The sequence below is a fragment of the Peribacillus sp. NPDC060253 genome, assembly GCF_042727425.1.
Lineage (GTDB): Bacteria > Bacillota > Bacilli > Bacillales > DSM-1321 > Peribacillus.
The window spans coordinates 1-15,376 of record NZ_JBHXAS010000109.1 but is presented as its reverse complement, the minus strand read 5'-3'; the positions used below and the strand labels follow the sequence as shown (position 1 = coordinate 15,376).

The 15,376-nt window shown below is 39.1% G+C and carries 15 protein-coding genes; 12 read left to right on the top strand and 3 right to left on the bottom strand.

Annotated elements, in window-relative coordinates; genetic code table 11:
* From ACFWE9_RS21290 to ACFWE9_RS21260, 7 genes are all read left to right on the top strand, one after another.
* A partial coding sequence (locus ACFWE9_RS21290; protein WP_377358644.1) for an energy-coupling factor ABC transporter ATP-binding protein occupies window positions 1-814 on the top strand: 814 nt, incomplete at its 5' end.
* A complete protein-coding gene (locus ACFWE9_RS21285; RefSeq protein ID WP_230161688.1) occupies window positions 790-1,656 on the top strand; it encodes an energy-coupling factor ABC transporter ATP-binding protein in 867 nt (288 codons plus the stop codon). The genes ACFWE9_RS21290 and ACFWE9_RS21285, both read left to right, overlap by 25 nt.
* Window positions 1,656-2,453 (top strand): energy-coupling factor transporter transmembrane component T family protein, encoded by a 798-nt coding sequence (locus tag ACFWE9_RS21280; protein ID WP_230161685.1) that lies wholly within the window; start codon window positions 1,656-1,658, stop codon window positions 2,451-2,453. Before ACFWE9_RS21285 ends, ACFWE9_RS21280 begins: the two co-directional genes overlap by 1 nt.
* Window positions 2,454-2,468: 15 nt before the next feature.
* Window positions 2,469-3,209: a tRNA pseudouridine(38-40) synthase TruA gene (truA, locus tag ACFWE9_RS21275; RefSeq protein ID WP_230161683.1), complete on the top strand. Its 741-nt coding sequence runs from the start codon at window positions 2,469-2,471 to the stop codon at window positions 3,207-3,209.
* 266 nt (window positions 3,210-3,475) lie between these two features.
* The gene (gene rplM / locus ACFWE9_RS21270) at window positions 3,476-3,913 is read left to right on the top strand and encodes a 50S ribosomal protein L13 (protein ID WP_034304960.1); all 438 of its coding nucleotides are present in this window, start codon (window positions 3,476-3,478) and stop codon (window positions 3,911-3,913) included.
* 20 nt (window positions 3,914-3,933) lie between these two features.
* Window positions 3,934-4,326 (top strand): 30S ribosomal protein S9, encoded by a 393-nt coding sequence (gene rpsI, locus ACFWE9_RS21265; RefSeq protein ID WP_034304957.1) that lies wholly within the window; start codon window positions 3,934-3,936, stop codon window positions 4,324-4,326.
* A gap of 874 nt (window positions 4,327-5,200) precedes the next feature.
* Window positions 5,201-6,703, top strand: a complete 1,503-nt coding sequence (locus tag ACFWE9_RS21260; protein WP_230161681.1) for a malate:quinone oxidoreductase — start codon at window positions 5,201-5,203, stop codon at window positions 6,701-6,703.
* 609 nt (window positions 6,704-7,312) lie between these two features.
* On the opposite strand, the gene ACFWE9_RS21255 is transcribed toward ACFWE9_RS21260, so the two are convergent.
* On the bottom strand, window positions 7,313-8,848 hold the full coding sequence (locus ACFWE9_RS21255; protein ID WP_230161679.1) for a glycosyltransferase family 2 protein: 1,536 nt from the start codon (window positions 8,846-8,848) through the stop codon (window positions 7,313-7,315).
* Between the two features lie 1,147 nt (window positions 8,849-9,995).
* Between ACFWE9_RS21255 and ACFWE9_RS21250 the strand changes: the two genes are divergently transcribed.
* The 3 genes from ACFWE9_RS21250 (at window position 9,996) to ACFWE9_RS21240 (ending at window position 12,423) form a co-directional block, all read left to right on the top strand.
* Complete coding sequence (locus ACFWE9_RS21250; RefSeq protein WP_230161677.1) at window positions 9,996-10,421, top strand: DUF2521 family protein; 426 nt, start codon at window positions 9,996-9,998, stop codon at window positions 10,419-10,421.
* 83 nt (window positions 10,422-10,504) lie between these two features.
* A complete protein-coding gene (gene cwlD, locus ACFWE9_RS21245) occupies window positions 10,505-11,221 on the top strand; it encodes an N-acetylmuramoyl-L-alanine amidase CwlD (RefSeq protein ID WP_377358639.1) in 717 nt (238 codons plus the stop codon).
* A gap of 143 nt (window positions 11,222-11,364) precedes the next feature.
* Window positions 11,365-12,423: an Mrp/NBP35 family ATP-binding protein gene (locus ACFWE9_RS21240; RefSeq protein ID WP_230161672.1), complete on the top strand. Its 1,059-nt coding sequence runs from the start codon at window positions 11,365-11,367 to the stop codon at window positions 12,421-12,423.
* Window positions 12,424-12,458: 35 nt separating this feature from the next.
* Here ACFWE9_RS21240 and gerD read toward each other — a convergent pair whose 3' ends face one another.
* Window positions 12,459-13,037 carry a spore germination lipoprotein GerD gene (gene gerD / locus ACFWE9_RS21235; RefSeq protein ID WP_230161670.1) on the bottom strand — a complete coding sequence of 193 codons (579 nt, stop codon included), beginning with the start codon at window positions 13,035-13,037 and terminating at the stop codon, window positions 12,459-12,461.
* A 137-nt stretch (window positions 13,038-13,174) separates the two neighbouring features.
* Here gerD and ACFWE9_RS21230 point away from each other — a divergent pair, with 137 nt between their 5' ends.
* Window positions 13,175-13,858 (top strand): KinB-signaling pathway activation protein, encoded by a 684-nt coding sequence (locus ACFWE9_RS21230; protein WP_230161668.1) that lies wholly within the window; start codon window positions 13,175-13,177, stop codon window positions 13,856-13,858.
* Window positions 13,859-13,975: 117 nt separating this feature from the next.
* Here the strand turns inward: ACFWE9_RS21230 and pdaB are convergent, their stop codons facing one another.
* Window positions 13,976-14,728 carry a polysaccharide deacetylase family sporulation protein PdaB gene (pdaB, locus tag ACFWE9_RS21225; RefSeq protein WP_230161666.1) on the bottom strand — a complete coding sequence of 251 codons (753 nt, stop codon included), beginning with the start codon at window positions 14,726-14,728 and terminating at the stop codon, window positions 13,976-13,978.
* A 132-nt stretch (window positions 14,729-14,860) separates the two neighbouring features.
* Here pdaB and ACFWE9_RS21220 point away from each other — a divergent pair, with 132 nt between their 5' ends.
* The gene (locus ACFWE9_RS21220; protein ID WP_230161664.1) at window positions 14,861-15,097 is read left to right on the top strand and encodes a hypothetical protein; all 237 of its coding nucleotides are present in this window, start codon (window positions 14,861-14,863) and stop codon (window positions 15,095-15,097) included.
* The last annotated feature ends 279 nt before the right edge of the window (window positions 15,098-15,376 follow it).

The window sequence follows — 15,376 nt, the reverse complement described above, 5'->3', positions numbered from 1 at the left end:
TAATATTATTTATAAATATGAGGGTCAGTCTCGTAACGCCTTGGATGATGTTTCTTTTGATATTCATCAGGGGGAGTGGCTTGCGATTGTCGGGCACAATGGTTCCGGCAAGTCGACATTAGCGAAGTTACTGAATGGTCTTCAGTTTGCTAACTCAGGTACGATTACAATTAATGATCAACTTCTGACAGAAGAAACCGTTTGGGATGTACGCCAGAAAATTGGCATGGTTTTTCAAAACCCAGATAATCAATTTGTAGGCACTACAGTTCAGGATGATGTGGCTTTTGGTTTAGAAAACGCCGGTGTTTCTCAGCAGGTTATGGTGGAGCGTGTTCATGGTGCGTTAAATAAGGTTAAAATGAATGCCTTTCTTAATCAAGAGCCGCACCATCTATCCGGCGGTCAAAAGCAAAGGGTGGCCATTGCAGGTGTAATAGCCTTGCAGCCAGACATAATCATCTTAGATGAAGCAACCTCCATGCTTGACCCAAGAGGCCGTGAAGAAGTGCTTGAAACAGTAAGGGAATTAAAACAGGAAAACGAGATTACCGTCATATCTATTACCCATGATCTTGAGGAAGCTGCGAAAGCTGACCGAATGATAGTCATGAACCAAGGTCGGTTATATCGTGAAGGGCCGCCTCAGGATATTTTTGAATTAGAGGAAGAATTAATCGCTCTTGGTCTGGATATTCCCTTTTCAGTGAAACTAACCAAAGAGCTGCAAAAAAATGGTGTTCGTGTAGTTGATGGGCATTTGACAGAGGAAGAGTTGGTGAAGGATTTATGCGAATTACACTCGATGATGTAGAATACCGCTATCAGGTGAATACTCCTTTTGAACATCTAGCCCTTCATGATGTCAATATTTCAATGGAGCCGGGAACCTATACCGCAATCATCGGGCATACAGGCTCCGGTAAATCGACGCTACTGCAGCATTTAAATGCTCTTTTAAAGCCGACGAAGGGTCGGGTCTTCATTGGGGACCGGACAATTGAGGCAGGAAGAAAAGAAAAGGCATTGAGGCCAATTAGACAAAAGGTCGGAATCGTTTTTCAATTTCCGGAACATCAGCTATTTGATGAAACGGTTGAAAAAGATATATGTTTCGGACCCATGAATTTTGGGGTTTCTGAAGACGATGCTAAGAAACTGGCCAGGAAAGCCATCGCGCAAGTTGGACTGAGTGAGGAGATCCTTGAAAAATCTCCATTTGACTTATCCGGTGGTCAAATGCGACGAGTGGCCATTGCTGGTGTGCTGGCCATGGAGCCTGAAGTATTGGTGCTGGATGAGCCTACCGCTGGACTGGATCCACGAGGACGCAAAGAAATCATGGACATGTTTTATGATTTGCATAAAGTAAGGGGCATTTCAACAATTCTGGTGACACATAGTATGGAGGATGCAGCCAAGTACGCGGATGACATCATTATCATGCATCAGGGTACGGTGTTCAAAAAAGGAACTCCCCAGGAAATCTTCTCCGAGCCGGAGCAATTACTTGAACTTGGATTGGATGTCCCTGATACGGTCCGTTTTCAGCTTAAGCTCCAGAAGGAATTAGGCGTCCGATTTGATCATCCATGTCTTAATATCGGTGAATTAGCGATAGAGATAGATAAAGCCATGAAACGGGGGAATCGATAATGCTGGAGAAAATGATTATCGGGCGTTATGTCCCTGCTGACTCTCTGATACACAGGATGGATCCAAGGGCTAAGCTGCTCCTCGTTTTTTTGTTTGTTTGTGTCACGTTTTTGGCGAATAATGCCGTTTCTTATGGTTTACTTGCGGTATTTACGATCCTTTTAATCAGCCTTTCGAAGATACCGCTTCGCTATCTTTATAATGGGTTAAAACCTATCTTTTTCTTAATCGTATTTACATTCCTTCTCCATATACTGTTTACAAAAGAAGGGGAATTGCTTTTTGAATACGGTTGGCTTGAAATCTATGAGGGCGGTTTAATTCAAGGTTTGTTCATATCCGTAAGATTTACTTTACTAATTCTTGTTACGTCACTATTAACTTTGACGACAACCCCGATTTCCATTACCGATGGAATGGAAGAGCTGTTGGGACCCTTGAAAAAGTGGAAAATGCCAGTTCATGAACTAGCATTGATGATGTCCATTGCCCTTCGATTCATACCAACGCTAATGGAGGAAACGGAAAAAATCATGAAAGCCCAAACGGCAAGGGGCGTTGATTTTTCATCAGGTCCAATAAAGGAACGGGTTAAATCGATTGTACCGTTGCTCGTTCCTTTATTTGTGAGTTCGTTCAAACGAGCGGAAGAATTGGCCACCGCCATGGAGTCAAGAGGATACCGTGGAGGGGAAGGTCGAACGAAATACCGCCAACTGGATTGGAAAACAATTGATAGCCTTTTGATGGTCTTTCTAGGTCTTCTTACGGTCATGTTATTTTTATTACGTTCATAATAAGGAAGAGTAACTATGCCAAAATATAAATGTGTAATTGCTTATGATGGCACGGAATTCGCTGGTTATCAGGTACAGCCGGAGAAGCGTACCATACAAAGTGAGTTCGAAGCAGTCTTGGCTCAAATGCACAAAGGCACGATTATAAAAATGACTGCTTCAGGCAGGACAGATTCAGGCGTCCATGCAAAGGGGCAGGTCATACACTTTGAATCACCCCTTACATTTCCTACTGAAAATTGGGTAAAGGCGTTCAGTGCCCTGCTTCCGACCGATATCGTCGTTCTGGAAGTGGATATCGTGCCTGACGACTTTCATGCGAGGTTCCATACGACTGGGAAAGAGTACCGTTATATCATAGACCGCTCTAAACTTCGGGATCCGTTTCAACGGAATTACGCCTATCATTATCCTTATCCATTAGACGTAAATGCGATGAGGGAAGCAATTTCCCATTTGGTAGGAACGCATGACTTCACAAGTTTTTGTTCGGCAAAAACGGAAGTGGTCGATAAAGTTCGGACCATACAAGCAATCGATTTTGAAGAGAGCGATCGATTCATGGTTTTTCGATTCGATGGGGAAGGGTTTTTGTATAATATGGTGCGTATATTGGTTGGAACGCTTTTGGAAGTCGGAAGCGGCAAGATGGCACCCGGGGATATAATTGAGATATTGAACAAAAAAGACCGCAGTTTTGCAGGGAAAACAGCACCAGCCCAAGGCTTGTATTTATGGAAAGTATTTTACAAATAAAATTATTTTTCTGTGATACCAATTTTTTTACAACAGGTAAATCCGATGACATCAGTAATGAAGCGGCTTGACGCTATACTGACCGTTTCGTGGAGTTGCAGAAAGTGTTTTATAGACAACTTATCCTAGTGTAACATTCCCTTGACAATGAATCTGGGAGCAGTTAATATAATATGGTATGTATTTTAATCCCACGATAAGCCCCGGAAGTTTATTGTGATTGAAAATAAATATAAAAAATTAAAAAGTTTTTTAGGAGGTTAACCATGCGTACGACATTTATGGCGAAAGCTAATGAAGTAGAACGTAAATGGTATGTGATTGACGCTGAAGGCAAAACTTTAGGTCGCCTTTCTACTGAAGTAGCATCCATCTTACGTGGTAAACATAAACCAACTTTTACACCTAACATTGACACGGGTGATCATGTAATCTTAATCAATGTTGAGAAAATCCACTTGACTGGTAAAAAATTGACTGACAAAATTTATTACCGTCACACTATGCATCCAGGCGGTCTTAAAACTAGAACTGCTCTTGAAATGCGTACAAACTACCCTGAGAGAATGCTTGAACTTGCTATCAAAGGTATGCTTCCAAAGAATTCTCTTGGTCGTCAAATCTACAAAAAATTACACGTATACGCTGGAGCTGAGCACCCACACGCTGCTCAACAACCAGAAGTATACGAATTACGCGGATAATTACTAAGGAGGTTACTATCTTGGCACAAGTTCAATATTATGGTACTGGTCGCCGTAAGAGCTCAGTAGCTCGTGTACGTTTAGTACCAGGCGAAGGTCGCATCGTTATTAACGGTCGTGACATTAATGAATATATTCCTTTCGCAGCATTACGTGAAGTTGTTAACCAACCACTTGTTGCAACAGAAACTACTGGAAATTATGACGTTCTAGTAAACGTTAGCGGTGGTGGATACACTGGTCAAGCTGGAGCAATCCGTCACGGTATCGCTCGTGCATTACTTCAAGTTGATCCAGAATACCGTCCATCTCTTAAAACTGCTGGTTTACTAACTCGTGACCCACGTATGAAAGAGCGTAAAAAATACGGTCTTAAAGGCGCGCGTCGTGCACCTCAGTTCTCAAAACGTTAATCTATACGTTGTCAGCCCTTTCTCGGATTCAGAGGAAGGGTTTTTCATGTGTAAAAGAACGTAACTTTCTGGGTCATTAAAGGTGATATATTTGCGTTGCATTGGTCAGTTTGATTTTACAAACAAATCTTTTCCTTTAAAAAGACTCTTGCTAAAGGTTAATAGCATCTGAAAACGCCTAAAATGACATCTTGCCGGCGTGTAAATTGTATTGTTGACCCATTCCACTTGGGTCTCTTTAAAAAGGGCGCAGGAGCAATCTGGAGAGAATAAAGAGTTTTTCTCAAGAAAGGCAGCCTTTTATAACTTGTACGACTATTTCAAGGATATGGAACAGGCGAATGTTCTGGATGATATAATGGATAATGGATTAAGTTTGCTGACTAGGTTAAAAAAATGTCAGAAGTGGGTATTGAATACTGTGAAACCGTCTGGGGTTTGAAAACTTTTTTAGAAAAGATTGCATATGAGTCTGAACGAATTATAATTGAAAAGCGGCTTGTATCGATTACTTCAAAAAAACATTCAAGTTATGGGAATGTTGGCAGAAAGACTCAGTACAGGGTTTAAATAATTATTTTTTATAAAAAGAGTATGCAGCATCTTATCTTGCTCTTGATCGAAAGGCTCAGGTAAACGATGCGCCTGGTTTTTCTTCTTCAACTGACGGGGCAGATTTGTTTAAGTTCATTTTTTCATACAAACTTTATTTGAACAAAATAGCATTTGTAGTAATTTTATCTATTAATAATTGTAATACACTATGATATGGTTATAATTGAAGCAGAAAAGGTATGTGACTAGGTCACGCTGTGACGCCTAAGCAAAAGCGCCTACATCCTTTCTGAAAATATAGGGAGTGAGGAAGGTTAAAATGAGCAGCAGAGAAACTAAAACAGACGTCATCTTAATTGGCGCCGGAATCATGAGTGCGACATTGGGGACACTTCTGAAAGAATTAGTACCGGAATGGGAAATCAAAGTGTTTGAGAAGCTCGAAAACGCAGGTGAGGAAAGCTCTAACGAGTGGAATAATGCTGGAACAGGGCATGCTGCACTGTGTGAGCTTAACTACACAACTGAAAAACCAGACGGATCTATAGATATAAGCAAAGCTATTAAAATTAATGAACAGTTTCAACTTTCAACACAGTTCTGGTCTTACCTTGTAAACAGAAAGCTGATAAAAAATCCGCAGGACTTTATCATGCCATTGCCTCATATTAGTATGGTACAAGGGGATAATGATGTAACGTTCTTAAAGAAACGTTTTGAAGCCCTATCAAATAACCCTCTATTCCAAGGGATGGAATTTTCTGAAGACCCAGCAAAACTGATGGAATGGATTCCGCTTATTATGCAAGACCGTCCATCGAATGAAGCCATAGCGGCAACAAAAATCGACTCTGGAACAGACGTAAACTTTGGTGCTTTAACAGGGATGTTGTTTGACCACTTAAAAACTAAAAACGTCGATATCAAATATAAACATAGTGTTGATAATATTACACGTACTAGCGATGACTCATGGGAATTAAAAGTGCGTAATGTCGATAACGGCAGTGTCGAACGCCATGCTGCAAAATTCGTCTTTATCGGAGGCGGTGGCGGAAGTCTGCATTTACTGCAAAAATCTGGTATTCCTGAAGGGAAACACATTGGCGGATTCCCTGTAAGCGGTATTTTCATGGTGTGTAATAATCCAGAAGTTATTGAGCAACATCATGGAAAAGTATACGGGAAAGCTAAAGTTGGTGCTCCACCAATGTCTGTTCCGCATCTTGATACACGATATATCGACAATAAAAAATCATTGCTATTTGGACCATTTGCCGGCTTCTCACCGAAGTTCTTAAAAACAGGTTCAATGTTCGATTTAGTAACTTCCGTAAAACCGAATAATGTCTTAACCATGTTGGCAGCTGGCGCAAAAGAGATGTCATTGACAAAATACCTGATCCAGCAAGTTATGTTATCGAAAGAACAGCGCATGGAAGAGTTAAGAGAGTTTATCCCGAACGCTAAGATTGAGGATTGGGATTTAGTGGTAGCTGGCCAACGTGTGCAAGTTATCAAAGATACTGCTGAAGGCGGCAAAGGAACGCTTCAATTCGGTACGGAAGTTGTTAGTGCAGCTGATGGCTCGATTGCAGCATTACTAGGTGCTTCTCCGGGAGCTTCCACTGCAGTTCACGTAATGCTTGAGGTATTTAAAAAATGCTTCCCGCAACATATGAAAGAGTGGGAACCAAAACTCAAAGAAATGATTCCTTCTTATGGCATGTCACTAATGGGAAATCCAGAGCTTCTGCATGAAATTCATACTTCAACAGCAGAGACGCTTGGATTAAGCGATAAAGAGTTAGTCCATAATTAATTCTTTAGATGTAGAAATAAAGGTATTTAAGAAAAATGTTTAAGCAATGGACAATCGATTTCACGATGAAGAGTTTGAAAAGGCAGTGAATGAAAAACAGAGATAATATATAAATTTACTTTAGAAATGAGTAAATAATAAAATATCATTGAAAAAAAACACAGAACTTTTGATCTATCTTTGGATTGAAGGTTCTTTTTTTTATTATTTTCAGTTAGAGGGGTGAATGGTGAACTGTATCATAAGTGATCTATGTGTTTAATCCAACACTCACCTTGAAGTCAGGCCCTACAAAAATGGTCAATCTTTTTATAAACGAGTAATCCAATAAAATATTATAAGGGCATGTTTTTTAAAAAACATGCTCTTTTTTTTTGTTCGGTATCGGTTAATTTAGAGATTCTCCAATTTAATATCATGTCTTTATGGGAGGTGTAGCAAAGGCGTAATAACGAGCGTTAGGATGACAAACATATTGGGTTTATAAAAGTTCCAACCCATAAAAAAGATGACCCCTGTGCAATACAGGGATCACCGCCTAAAATAGCCTAGCCTCTTTTTTAACCTTAGCAAAAGGGATGGTTTATACGATGGACGTCCTTTTTTATCCTAATTGATCCTAAAGCCAAGATTGGAGTTTATCGTCGAGTAAAAGTTAAATGTCCTTTTATTAAACACGACTTGTTCCTTTTTGGAAATGTACAGTTTTTGATAATCGTTATACTGGACGAATACTTCATAGCTTGATGACTTAAGCTGATTAAGTGTCTCTAAATCCAATTCAGCAGTTGCCCTTCCATTTTCATTGACGTTCAAAGGAAATTTATATTCCTGAGTCACATTTTTACGGTCTCTAAGGACGATATGCTGTACCTTTTGAACATGATCACCATATATATCGACTGTTAGAGTATAACGATCTTGAAAGAATGAACCGCCATGGAAAAGGGCGAGCATTGGCACACGGATTTGTTTGTTTTTCTCCTTGGAAAGCGGGACATTCATATATGGTAAATTATTTTCAATCACATAATTTTTTATCTTCTCTTTCTTGTCCCATTTATATAATTTCTTGATATCATCATAACGGCCCTCAAGGAAAAGATCGTAGGCAACCTTATTGATCGGATGGAAAAAAGATTCCGATACATCATAGCTCAAATCTTTGGTCGTATCGATGACTTCCTGGAATTTATTGAAGTATTCTTCGGTATCTTCACTTTTTAAGAAATGATATCGATTGAACAATCTTGTAATGGAATCAAATTCATAAAGCCTGTTTAAGATCATCTTTTCCTTCTCTATATCCAACTGTTTACTCTTTACATAGTTGATCACTCGTATATTTGTATCCATTTTTTCCATGACATCAGTCTGTTTTGTTAGGGATGCGTCATTGTCATCCATTCGATTCAAATAATAAACGACTTGGGTCGTTGTCGAAATCGATTTACAATGTATAAGTACGTCAATGAAAAACTGTTTATCCTCTGCAAATTTCATCTCAGGGTACTGAATATTGTAATCTTTTAGCAATTTGAGCTTCATCATCCTTGCCCTTGGTCCTAGGTGATGAAAAAGATGCGGAATGGAGAATGGAGATACATTTCTCCTTTCCTTGCACGATTCATATTCACCGACTATTTTATTGCCCTTTGACCCCACTTCTATTGTTTTTCCCACTATATAATCATCATTGCTACCCTTGATTACCGTATATAACGATTTCAAACCGTCCTTATCCAACCAATCATCCGCATCCAGAAAAGTTATATAATCGGATTTTGCTAACTTTATGCCAAGGTTTCGTGGCTGGGCGGGTGTACCCGTATTATTTTTTAAAAAAACAACCATGATATTTTTATATGTATCGGCATATTCCAGCAAGATTTCACGTGATGAATCCGTAGATCCATCGTCAACAAGAATGTATTCTATATTTTTGAAACCAATTGATTGATTAATGACTGAATCGATGGTTTTTCGTAAAAAATTTTCTGCATTGTATACGGGGGAAACAACCGTTATTTTACTTTTTTTAAAGATAAAGCTGCTTTTATTTTTTATATAATATCCTTCTTCGTTATACGTTATATTATTTTCAATTTCAAAAGCTTTTCTTTTTGAATCAAATTGATCAGACATATATATCACTCCATTTATTTTGTAAGTTAAAAGATAGGGAAAATGAACGATTAAAATGGTGGATCGTTTGAATTTTGGATGCAACTATCTATCGGCAATTCTGTATGTTTCCATTTAGTTTTTACCTGTCCATCTAAGCTGCTTTATCCTTCGTATCATCTGAAGGAACATAACAGAGCTTCCTCTATATCCTTACTTTTTTTATTGCCCCACTTACTTTCAGTTTTGCATCATTCATACTCATACCTTAAGTTTTTAATACGTCCATTTGCAAGTATTAAGTCTGAAATCAGTGGGTACATTAGCATAACACATTTTTAAAGAGACTCCCCATTTTCTAATTGTTTTCCAGGATAATTGTACCATAACTATATTCCCGAGGATTTAATCGCGTAAACTTCATGTGCCAATCAAGGAAATCTATAACGAGTAGGTCTTTTATAAAAAACTTTCATTCCTCACAATAAATTGAAAATATTTCCTTACAAGTATAATCCTAACTCTTGGTATTTGCATTAATAGTTTTCCATCATTTGGGTCGAAGAGAAAGAAAGTCAGATGTATTATCGGTTTTGGAGAAGCGTATCTCTTGCAGGGCATAGCCTATAGAGTAGCTGATAAAGGGCAGGCAATGATGTTCTGATGAATAACCTGCGAGGCACGGGCAGTGAGCGACCTGAGTCGGTAAGGACAACCTCGGGAAGCACCCTGAGCAGCAAATTATAGGGAGTTAAAGATGTATTTCAAAAAAAAGCACAGCTTAAAGGATGAGCCTGAGCCTGAGCTTTATATTCTTGATTAGTCTTAACTGCCTAGGTTCTGTTTTTTATTCATATAAAGGATAAGCCCCACAAGAAAGCTCCTGAGTGCCTTTAAAATAGCTGCAGGGATGTAAGCCGTTGAAGGACAATGGGGAAGAATCATTGCATGTATCCCGACGAAGAACCCGAAATGGTGCAGTCTGTCTTTAAAAGAAGAAATCTGTTAACAAATCGCATCCTTCATGTTTTTCTTCAATACACATTCTGAACTTATCCTCATTATTTTTTGCCAATACAATCAATGAATGGTTCATGGTATAACGCAAAAACTAAATTATGTCTCGGGAAATAATTTGGGAAATGGGGTCTGGCCCCGGAGGTGAAAAATGACTGTGATATTAGGTTTACAGGAGATGCAAAGGGAAAGGCAATTGAAGTTCGAACGTAGGCTACTCAGGGACCTTTCTATTGCTGATATGAAGAGTAGGATTCAGCGTTACTTTGGACAGGATTTCATGGAAGTCTTGGAGGAAAGCTACTTTGATGTGGCCATCGAGGCATATTTATTAGGAGCTAACTATAGTAAGTTTGGTTATTATGGTGAGTCAGAGGACGATGTAAGGTTCCGGTGCCGGAAGGAAGAGAAGTTTTTGATCGATACTCTTTTTAACTTCATTTTGTATTGGCGGGAAGTCACAGCGAATAACGCTTTCAATGAAGGTTTGTTTTATTGTTGTGAGGGATTTGTAGGAGAGTGGTGGGTGGACGGTTTTAAGACTGGTGAAAAACGTTATAAAATGAAACTGCATTAAGAAGGCAAAAATTCCATTGTTTGTTCTAATTCCATGGTTTGTCCCATACTTTTTAATAGAGGGATAATGGAAGGAGAACGGTCATGCGCAGAAAGCTGAAATATACAGGAATCGCAATGGGATTGTTTGTCCTTTTTTTAATTGTAACTTTTAAATTTGTGGAAGATGATTCTTGGGACTCCTGGAACCTTCCTTTGGCAGGTAAGGTAATCGTTCTGGACGCCGGACATGGGGGTATGGATGGCGGGGCAAATGTACAAGAGGTAATGGAAAAGGAAATAGCCCTATCCGTTTCATTAAAGGTCCGGGACTATTTACAGGAACAGGGTGCCCTGGTTATCATGACGCGTGAGAAGGACGAGGATCTGGCGCATAGTAAAACGAAAGGAATACGTCAGCGAAAACAGGAAGACTTACGAAATCGGGTTGAAATGATCAATGATTCGGAAGCGGACTTATTCTTAAGCATTCATTTGAATTCTTTTCCCTCAGCATCATCGAAGGGAGCACAAACCTTCTATACGAACAGGTTTGAGGAAAATGAGCAGGTGGCAAAATTCATACAGACCGAAATCATAAGAAATCTTGAAAATACAAAGCGTGACGCAAAAACGATAAATCATGTGTATTTGATGAATAATGCCAAGAAACCGGGAGCACTTGTGGAAATAGGCTTCCTTTCCAATACAGAAGAAAGGGAACGCCTTATCAGTGATGGGTATCAAGATAAGATTGCCAGTTCGATTTATATGGGGATTTTACGTTACTTCACAGAGGAGAAACTATCGGATGAAAAGTGATTTCTGGGTCTTGTAGGGTACAAGGCCTTTTTATTTTTGGGGAAAATTCAGGAAAACGAATACAGGGCAGGATTATAAGCTTTCTTTCGGTAATATGGTATACTGAAATGGGAAAATAAAACGAATTCAAAGGGGTGCTCGACTTGCTAACAGAAGAGAAAGTACTGAATTTATTAAAGGATCTTAAAGACCCTTTTCTACATAAAAGCCTTGAAGATTCTAATGGAATTATAGAAATTAAAATAAAGCCTGAAAAGAATCATGTAAGCGTTAAACTTGCGATTGCAAAAACGGGGACTGCCGAGCAAATGCAAATGCAAACGGAAGTGGTGGACTTACTGAAAACGAACGGAGCTGAATCAGTAGGTATCCGCTTCACGGAACTTTCTGAAGACGAGTTGGCTAAACACCGTGAGAATATGCCGCAGGATGAAGTTGACCAAGGTTTACTAGGACCTAACAGCAAAACACAATTTATTGCGATTGCCAGTGGTAAAGGCGGAGTGGGTAAATCAACGATTTCAGTGAACTTCGCCACTTCACTTGCTCGTTTAGGTAAAAAGGTTGGACTGGTTGACGCCGATATTTATGGATTCAGCGTACCGGATATGATGGGGATAACAAAAAGACCGGTTGTTCGCGGGGAGAAAATCATACCTGTGGAACGATTTGGCGTTCAAGTTATCTCAATGGGCTTTTTTGTAGAAGATAACGCGCCCATCATCTGGAGAGGACCGATGCTGGGTAAAATGTTGAACAGTTTCTTTAATGAAGTGGAATGGGGAGAGTTGGACTATTTAGTCCTTGACTTACCACCGGGTACGGGCGATGTTGCATTGGACGTGCATACGATGCTCCCTTCATGTAAAGAAATCATCGTTACGACACCTCATCCAACCGCAGCCTTCGTTGCTGCAAGAGCGGGTGCAATGGCCATCAAGACAGAACACGAAGTCATTGGTGTCATTGAGAATATGTCGTTCTTCGAAAGTAAAACGACCGGTGAAAAAGAATATGTATTTGGAAAAGGCGGCGGCAAAAAGCTTGCAGAAGAGCTTCGTACAGAAGTTTTAGGTCAACTGCCCCTGCAACAGCCAGATTGGAACGAAGAGGATTTTGCTCCATCCATTTACGCAGCAGATCATAGGTTAGGCAGGATTTACGAGGATATCGCGAAAAAGGTCATAGAAAAGCTACAATAAAATGAAGGCTGATTCCATTGGGAATCAGCCTTATTTCATTCCTTCGCCTTTTTATCCTTATTTTCCTTCTCTACGGCTTTAGTAGCTGCTTTATCCAATCTCTCTTGTATTTTTGCTTGAACGAGAGGACTCTCCATTGTTTCGATGATCAGCTCTTTATAGACGGAACGCATTTCCTTGGTTTTTAATAATTTATTCATTTCTTTTTCCATATCCGGTTCTTTCAATATATCCATGATCATTCCGCGATACTGCGGATCAGCGGTTAAATCCTTCAATAGCTTTTTATGTTCGTCTTCTAGAGCTTTAGCATAAGCGGAAGCGAATTCAGGATCCTTAAATGTCTTTTTCCAAAATTCCTTTCCTTTATCTGAAGTGATCATATCTTCAATGGACTTCTTTATGACATCAGAATCCATAATAAGTTCAGCCTTCGTTTTATCATCGGAAATGATATCCTGGATGGCTTTTTTTCCATCATCTGTTTTCAAGATATCGACGACCATTTTCTTTGTCTCTTCATACTCCATTTTATCTGCACCTGTTCCATTTTGAGCACAACCGGAACAAACGAGTAAGAATGACGTGAAAAGCAAAGCAACTCCCACTCTCATACGCAGGGCCCCTTTCATCCTTCTTAATGTTAATATGGTTCCAATCGGCGATATTATTCTATGGTGGAATAAGTGGATTTTTCCAAATTTGGTTGGTACAATTAAGGAAATGAAATAGAAATGTATGGAGGAAAACAATGAACAGCCGTAATTTAGTTAAATTGTTTTTAACAACATTGCTTATCGGTGGTGTAACGGGCGGAGTTGTAGGGTTCTTGGCTCGATGGAGTGAGTTCAAGCCTTATTTTTCTTCTTTTGAAGTCAGTGCCATCCTATCTACTTTTATTTGGTTATTCGGTGTTGGCTTAATTTTTAGTGTCATAAGCCAAGCTGGCTTTTTTGCTTATTTAACGATCCATCGTTTTGGTCTGGGAATATTTAAAAGCGCTTCCTTATGGAATGCCGTTCAACTTGTACTTATCCTTTTTGTTGTATTTGATCTAGTTTATCTGCGGTATCTTAGCTTTGGTTCAGGCGAGGGGATTAGTTCCTACATCGTGTTAGCATTGGTCGTATTGGCCGCAGGGCTGATTACAGCTTATTTCAAAATGAAACAGACGAATGCCCAGTCCTTTATGCCTGCCTTGTTTTTCATGGTCGTGGTCACGGTATTGGAGTGGGTGCCCGTTCTGAAAACCAACGTTGAAGGCTGGCTTTACTTCATGCTGTTTCCGTTGCTGTTCTGCAATGCTTATCAATTATTGATTTTAGGCAAATTGATCGAACGTTCTCAAAAAGAATTAGCTAGTAAAAGAGCACATAAGCCAACTGGAACGAAGGAAAAGAAAATGAAAGCGGGCGAATTAGGTAAGGGTAGCTAAGCTATTTGTAAGTTGGACCATACATAAGGAAGTCAACATAAAAACTGCGTACTAATGGTTAGGGGGACCATTGGTACGCAGTTTTCCGTTTTTTGCAATATTATTCATTGAAGGGTGTTAGTGAATTTCCTCACTGCTTGCTGATGAATTGGAAATCATTTCTGAGACGTTAACGAAGTTTAAATTTTTGGAGCGAAGTTCATCTAATAGTTCTGGCAGTGCCTTATTCGTTTGTTTTGCTGAGTCAGATGCATGTAACAAGATGATATCCCCTTTTTGGGCCTTGTTGATGTTTTGGACGATCCGATCCACACCTGGATTGGTCCAATCCTTTGAATCGATGCTCCAGTGAACCACAGTATACCCAAAATTCTCACTGATCTTTAAAAGACGTTTATCAAAATGACCGGTGGGCGCCCGTAAAAGTTCTATATTCTTCACATTCAGTTTTTTAAATACTTCCTGTGCTTTAGATATATCCCGGATGATTTCTTGATCTTCCATTTCGGAGTAATCTTTATAATCGTAACCAAGCATACCGATTTCATATCCTTCTTTCCCGATTTCCGCTACTATTTCTGGATGACGCTCAGCCCACGATCCGGAAAGGAAAAAAGTGGCTGATTTAATTTTTTCCCTTTTTAATGTTTCTATTATCGGAGCTGCTTTCTCGTCACCCCAGCCAATATTGAACGTAATCGCGACATTCTTTTCCCCTTTATAAACCGCTTTTGGTCCATCCTCTGTAGAAAAAACAGGGGCATGAAGAATGTTTTGTACAAAAAGGAACCAAGCGGTAAACAATGCCGTTAGTAATATTAACGAATAATATTTGATGTTCTTTGCTTGAAGCACCATGAAAAATTTCATAAATCCATCCCCTTGTCCAAAAGACTCTTGTCTTCAAATTTATGCACGAGGATTTTTGTTATGCAAAAAAATCTATTGAAACTTCATAAAATCGTTGGGAATGGGGAAAGATGTCTGGTGGAGGTGTGAATCATGCTCGGTTTATTGATTAATGATAAAGAAAAGATGGAATTGGAGTACTTGTTAAAAAGAGAGATGGATGAAATACTATTCGATTTGCAGGATGAAAGAATTGATCACTTAGTCAAAAGGGCAATAAGTGAAAAATATAATATCCTTTTCAGGCTGTTTAAAAGGGTAAGTACTGAGGAGGAATGCCTGATGTATATGAGGGTGAAAACAAACTTAGCCAAAAGGAATCAGTCATGATATTTAAATGTGAATAATAATCAAAAAATCTATTGACTATTAATTTATACGCTGGTATATTATAAAAGTTGCTGCAACATAAGGGCTTTCGAAAAAGAGTGAAAAAAACTTTTTTGAAAAAACTTATTGACGAAGTAGCGATAAGGTGTTAAGATATTAAAGTCGCTAAGAGAGATAGCGAGTAATTGCTCTTTGAAAACTGAACAAAACAAAGCGCCAACGTTAAATTTTAAGTGAGCACACACTATCAAAAAAGCAAAATGAGCAAGTCAAACATTT

What these genes read in the sequence shown, in the direction of transcription:
- ACFWE9_RS21285 (WP_230161688.1), top strand. Translation starts at nt 790, where the DNA reads ATGCGAATTACACTCGATGATGTAGAATACCGCTATCAGGTGAATACT.
- ACFWE9_RS21280 (WP_230161685.1), top strand. Translation starts at nt 1,656, where the DNA reads ATGCTGGAGAAAATGATTATCGGGCGTTATGTCCCTGCTGACTCTCTG.
- truA (WP_230161683.1), top strand. Translation starts at nt 2,469, where the DNA reads ATGCCAAAATATAAATGTGTAATTGCTTATGATGGCACGGAATTCGCT.
- rplM (WP_034304960.1), top strand. Translation starts at nt 3,476, where the DNA reads ATGCGTACGACATTTATGGCGAAAGCTAATGAAGTAGAACGTAAATGG.
- ACFWE9_RS21260 (WP_230161681.1), top strand. Translation starts at nt 5,201, where the DNA reads ATGAGCAGCAGAGAAACTAAAACAGACGTCATCTTAATTGGCGCCGGA.
- ACFWE9_RS21255 (WP_230161679.1), bottom strand. Translation starts at nt 8,848, where the DNA reads ATGTCTGATCAATTTGATTCAAAAAGAAAAGCTTTTGAAATTGAAAAT.
- ACFWE9_RS21250 (WP_230161677.1), top strand. Translation starts at nt 9,996, where the DNA reads ATGACTGTGATATTAGGTTTACAGGAGATGCAAAGGGAAAGGCAATTG.
- cwlD (WP_377358639.1), top strand. Translation starts at nt 10,505, where the DNA reads ATGCGCAGAAAGCTGAAATATACAGGAATCGCAATGGGATTGTTTGTC.
- gerD (WP_230161670.1), bottom strand. Translation starts at nt 13,037, where the DNA reads ATGAGAGTGGGAGTTGCTTTGCTTTTCACGTCATTCTTACTCGTTTGT.
- ACFWE9_RS21230 (WP_230161668.1), top strand. Translation starts at nt 13,175, where the DNA reads ATGAACAGCCGTAATTTAGTTAAATTGTTTTTAACAACATTGCTTATC.
- pdaB (WP_230161666.1), bottom strand. Translation starts at nt 14,728, where the DNA reads ATGAAATTTTTCATGGTGCTTCAAGCAAAGAACATCAAATATTATTCG.
- ACFWE9_RS21220 (WP_230161664.1), top strand. Translation starts at nt 14,861, where the DNA reads ATGCTCGGTTTATTGATTAATGATAAAGAAAAGATGGAATTGGAGTAC.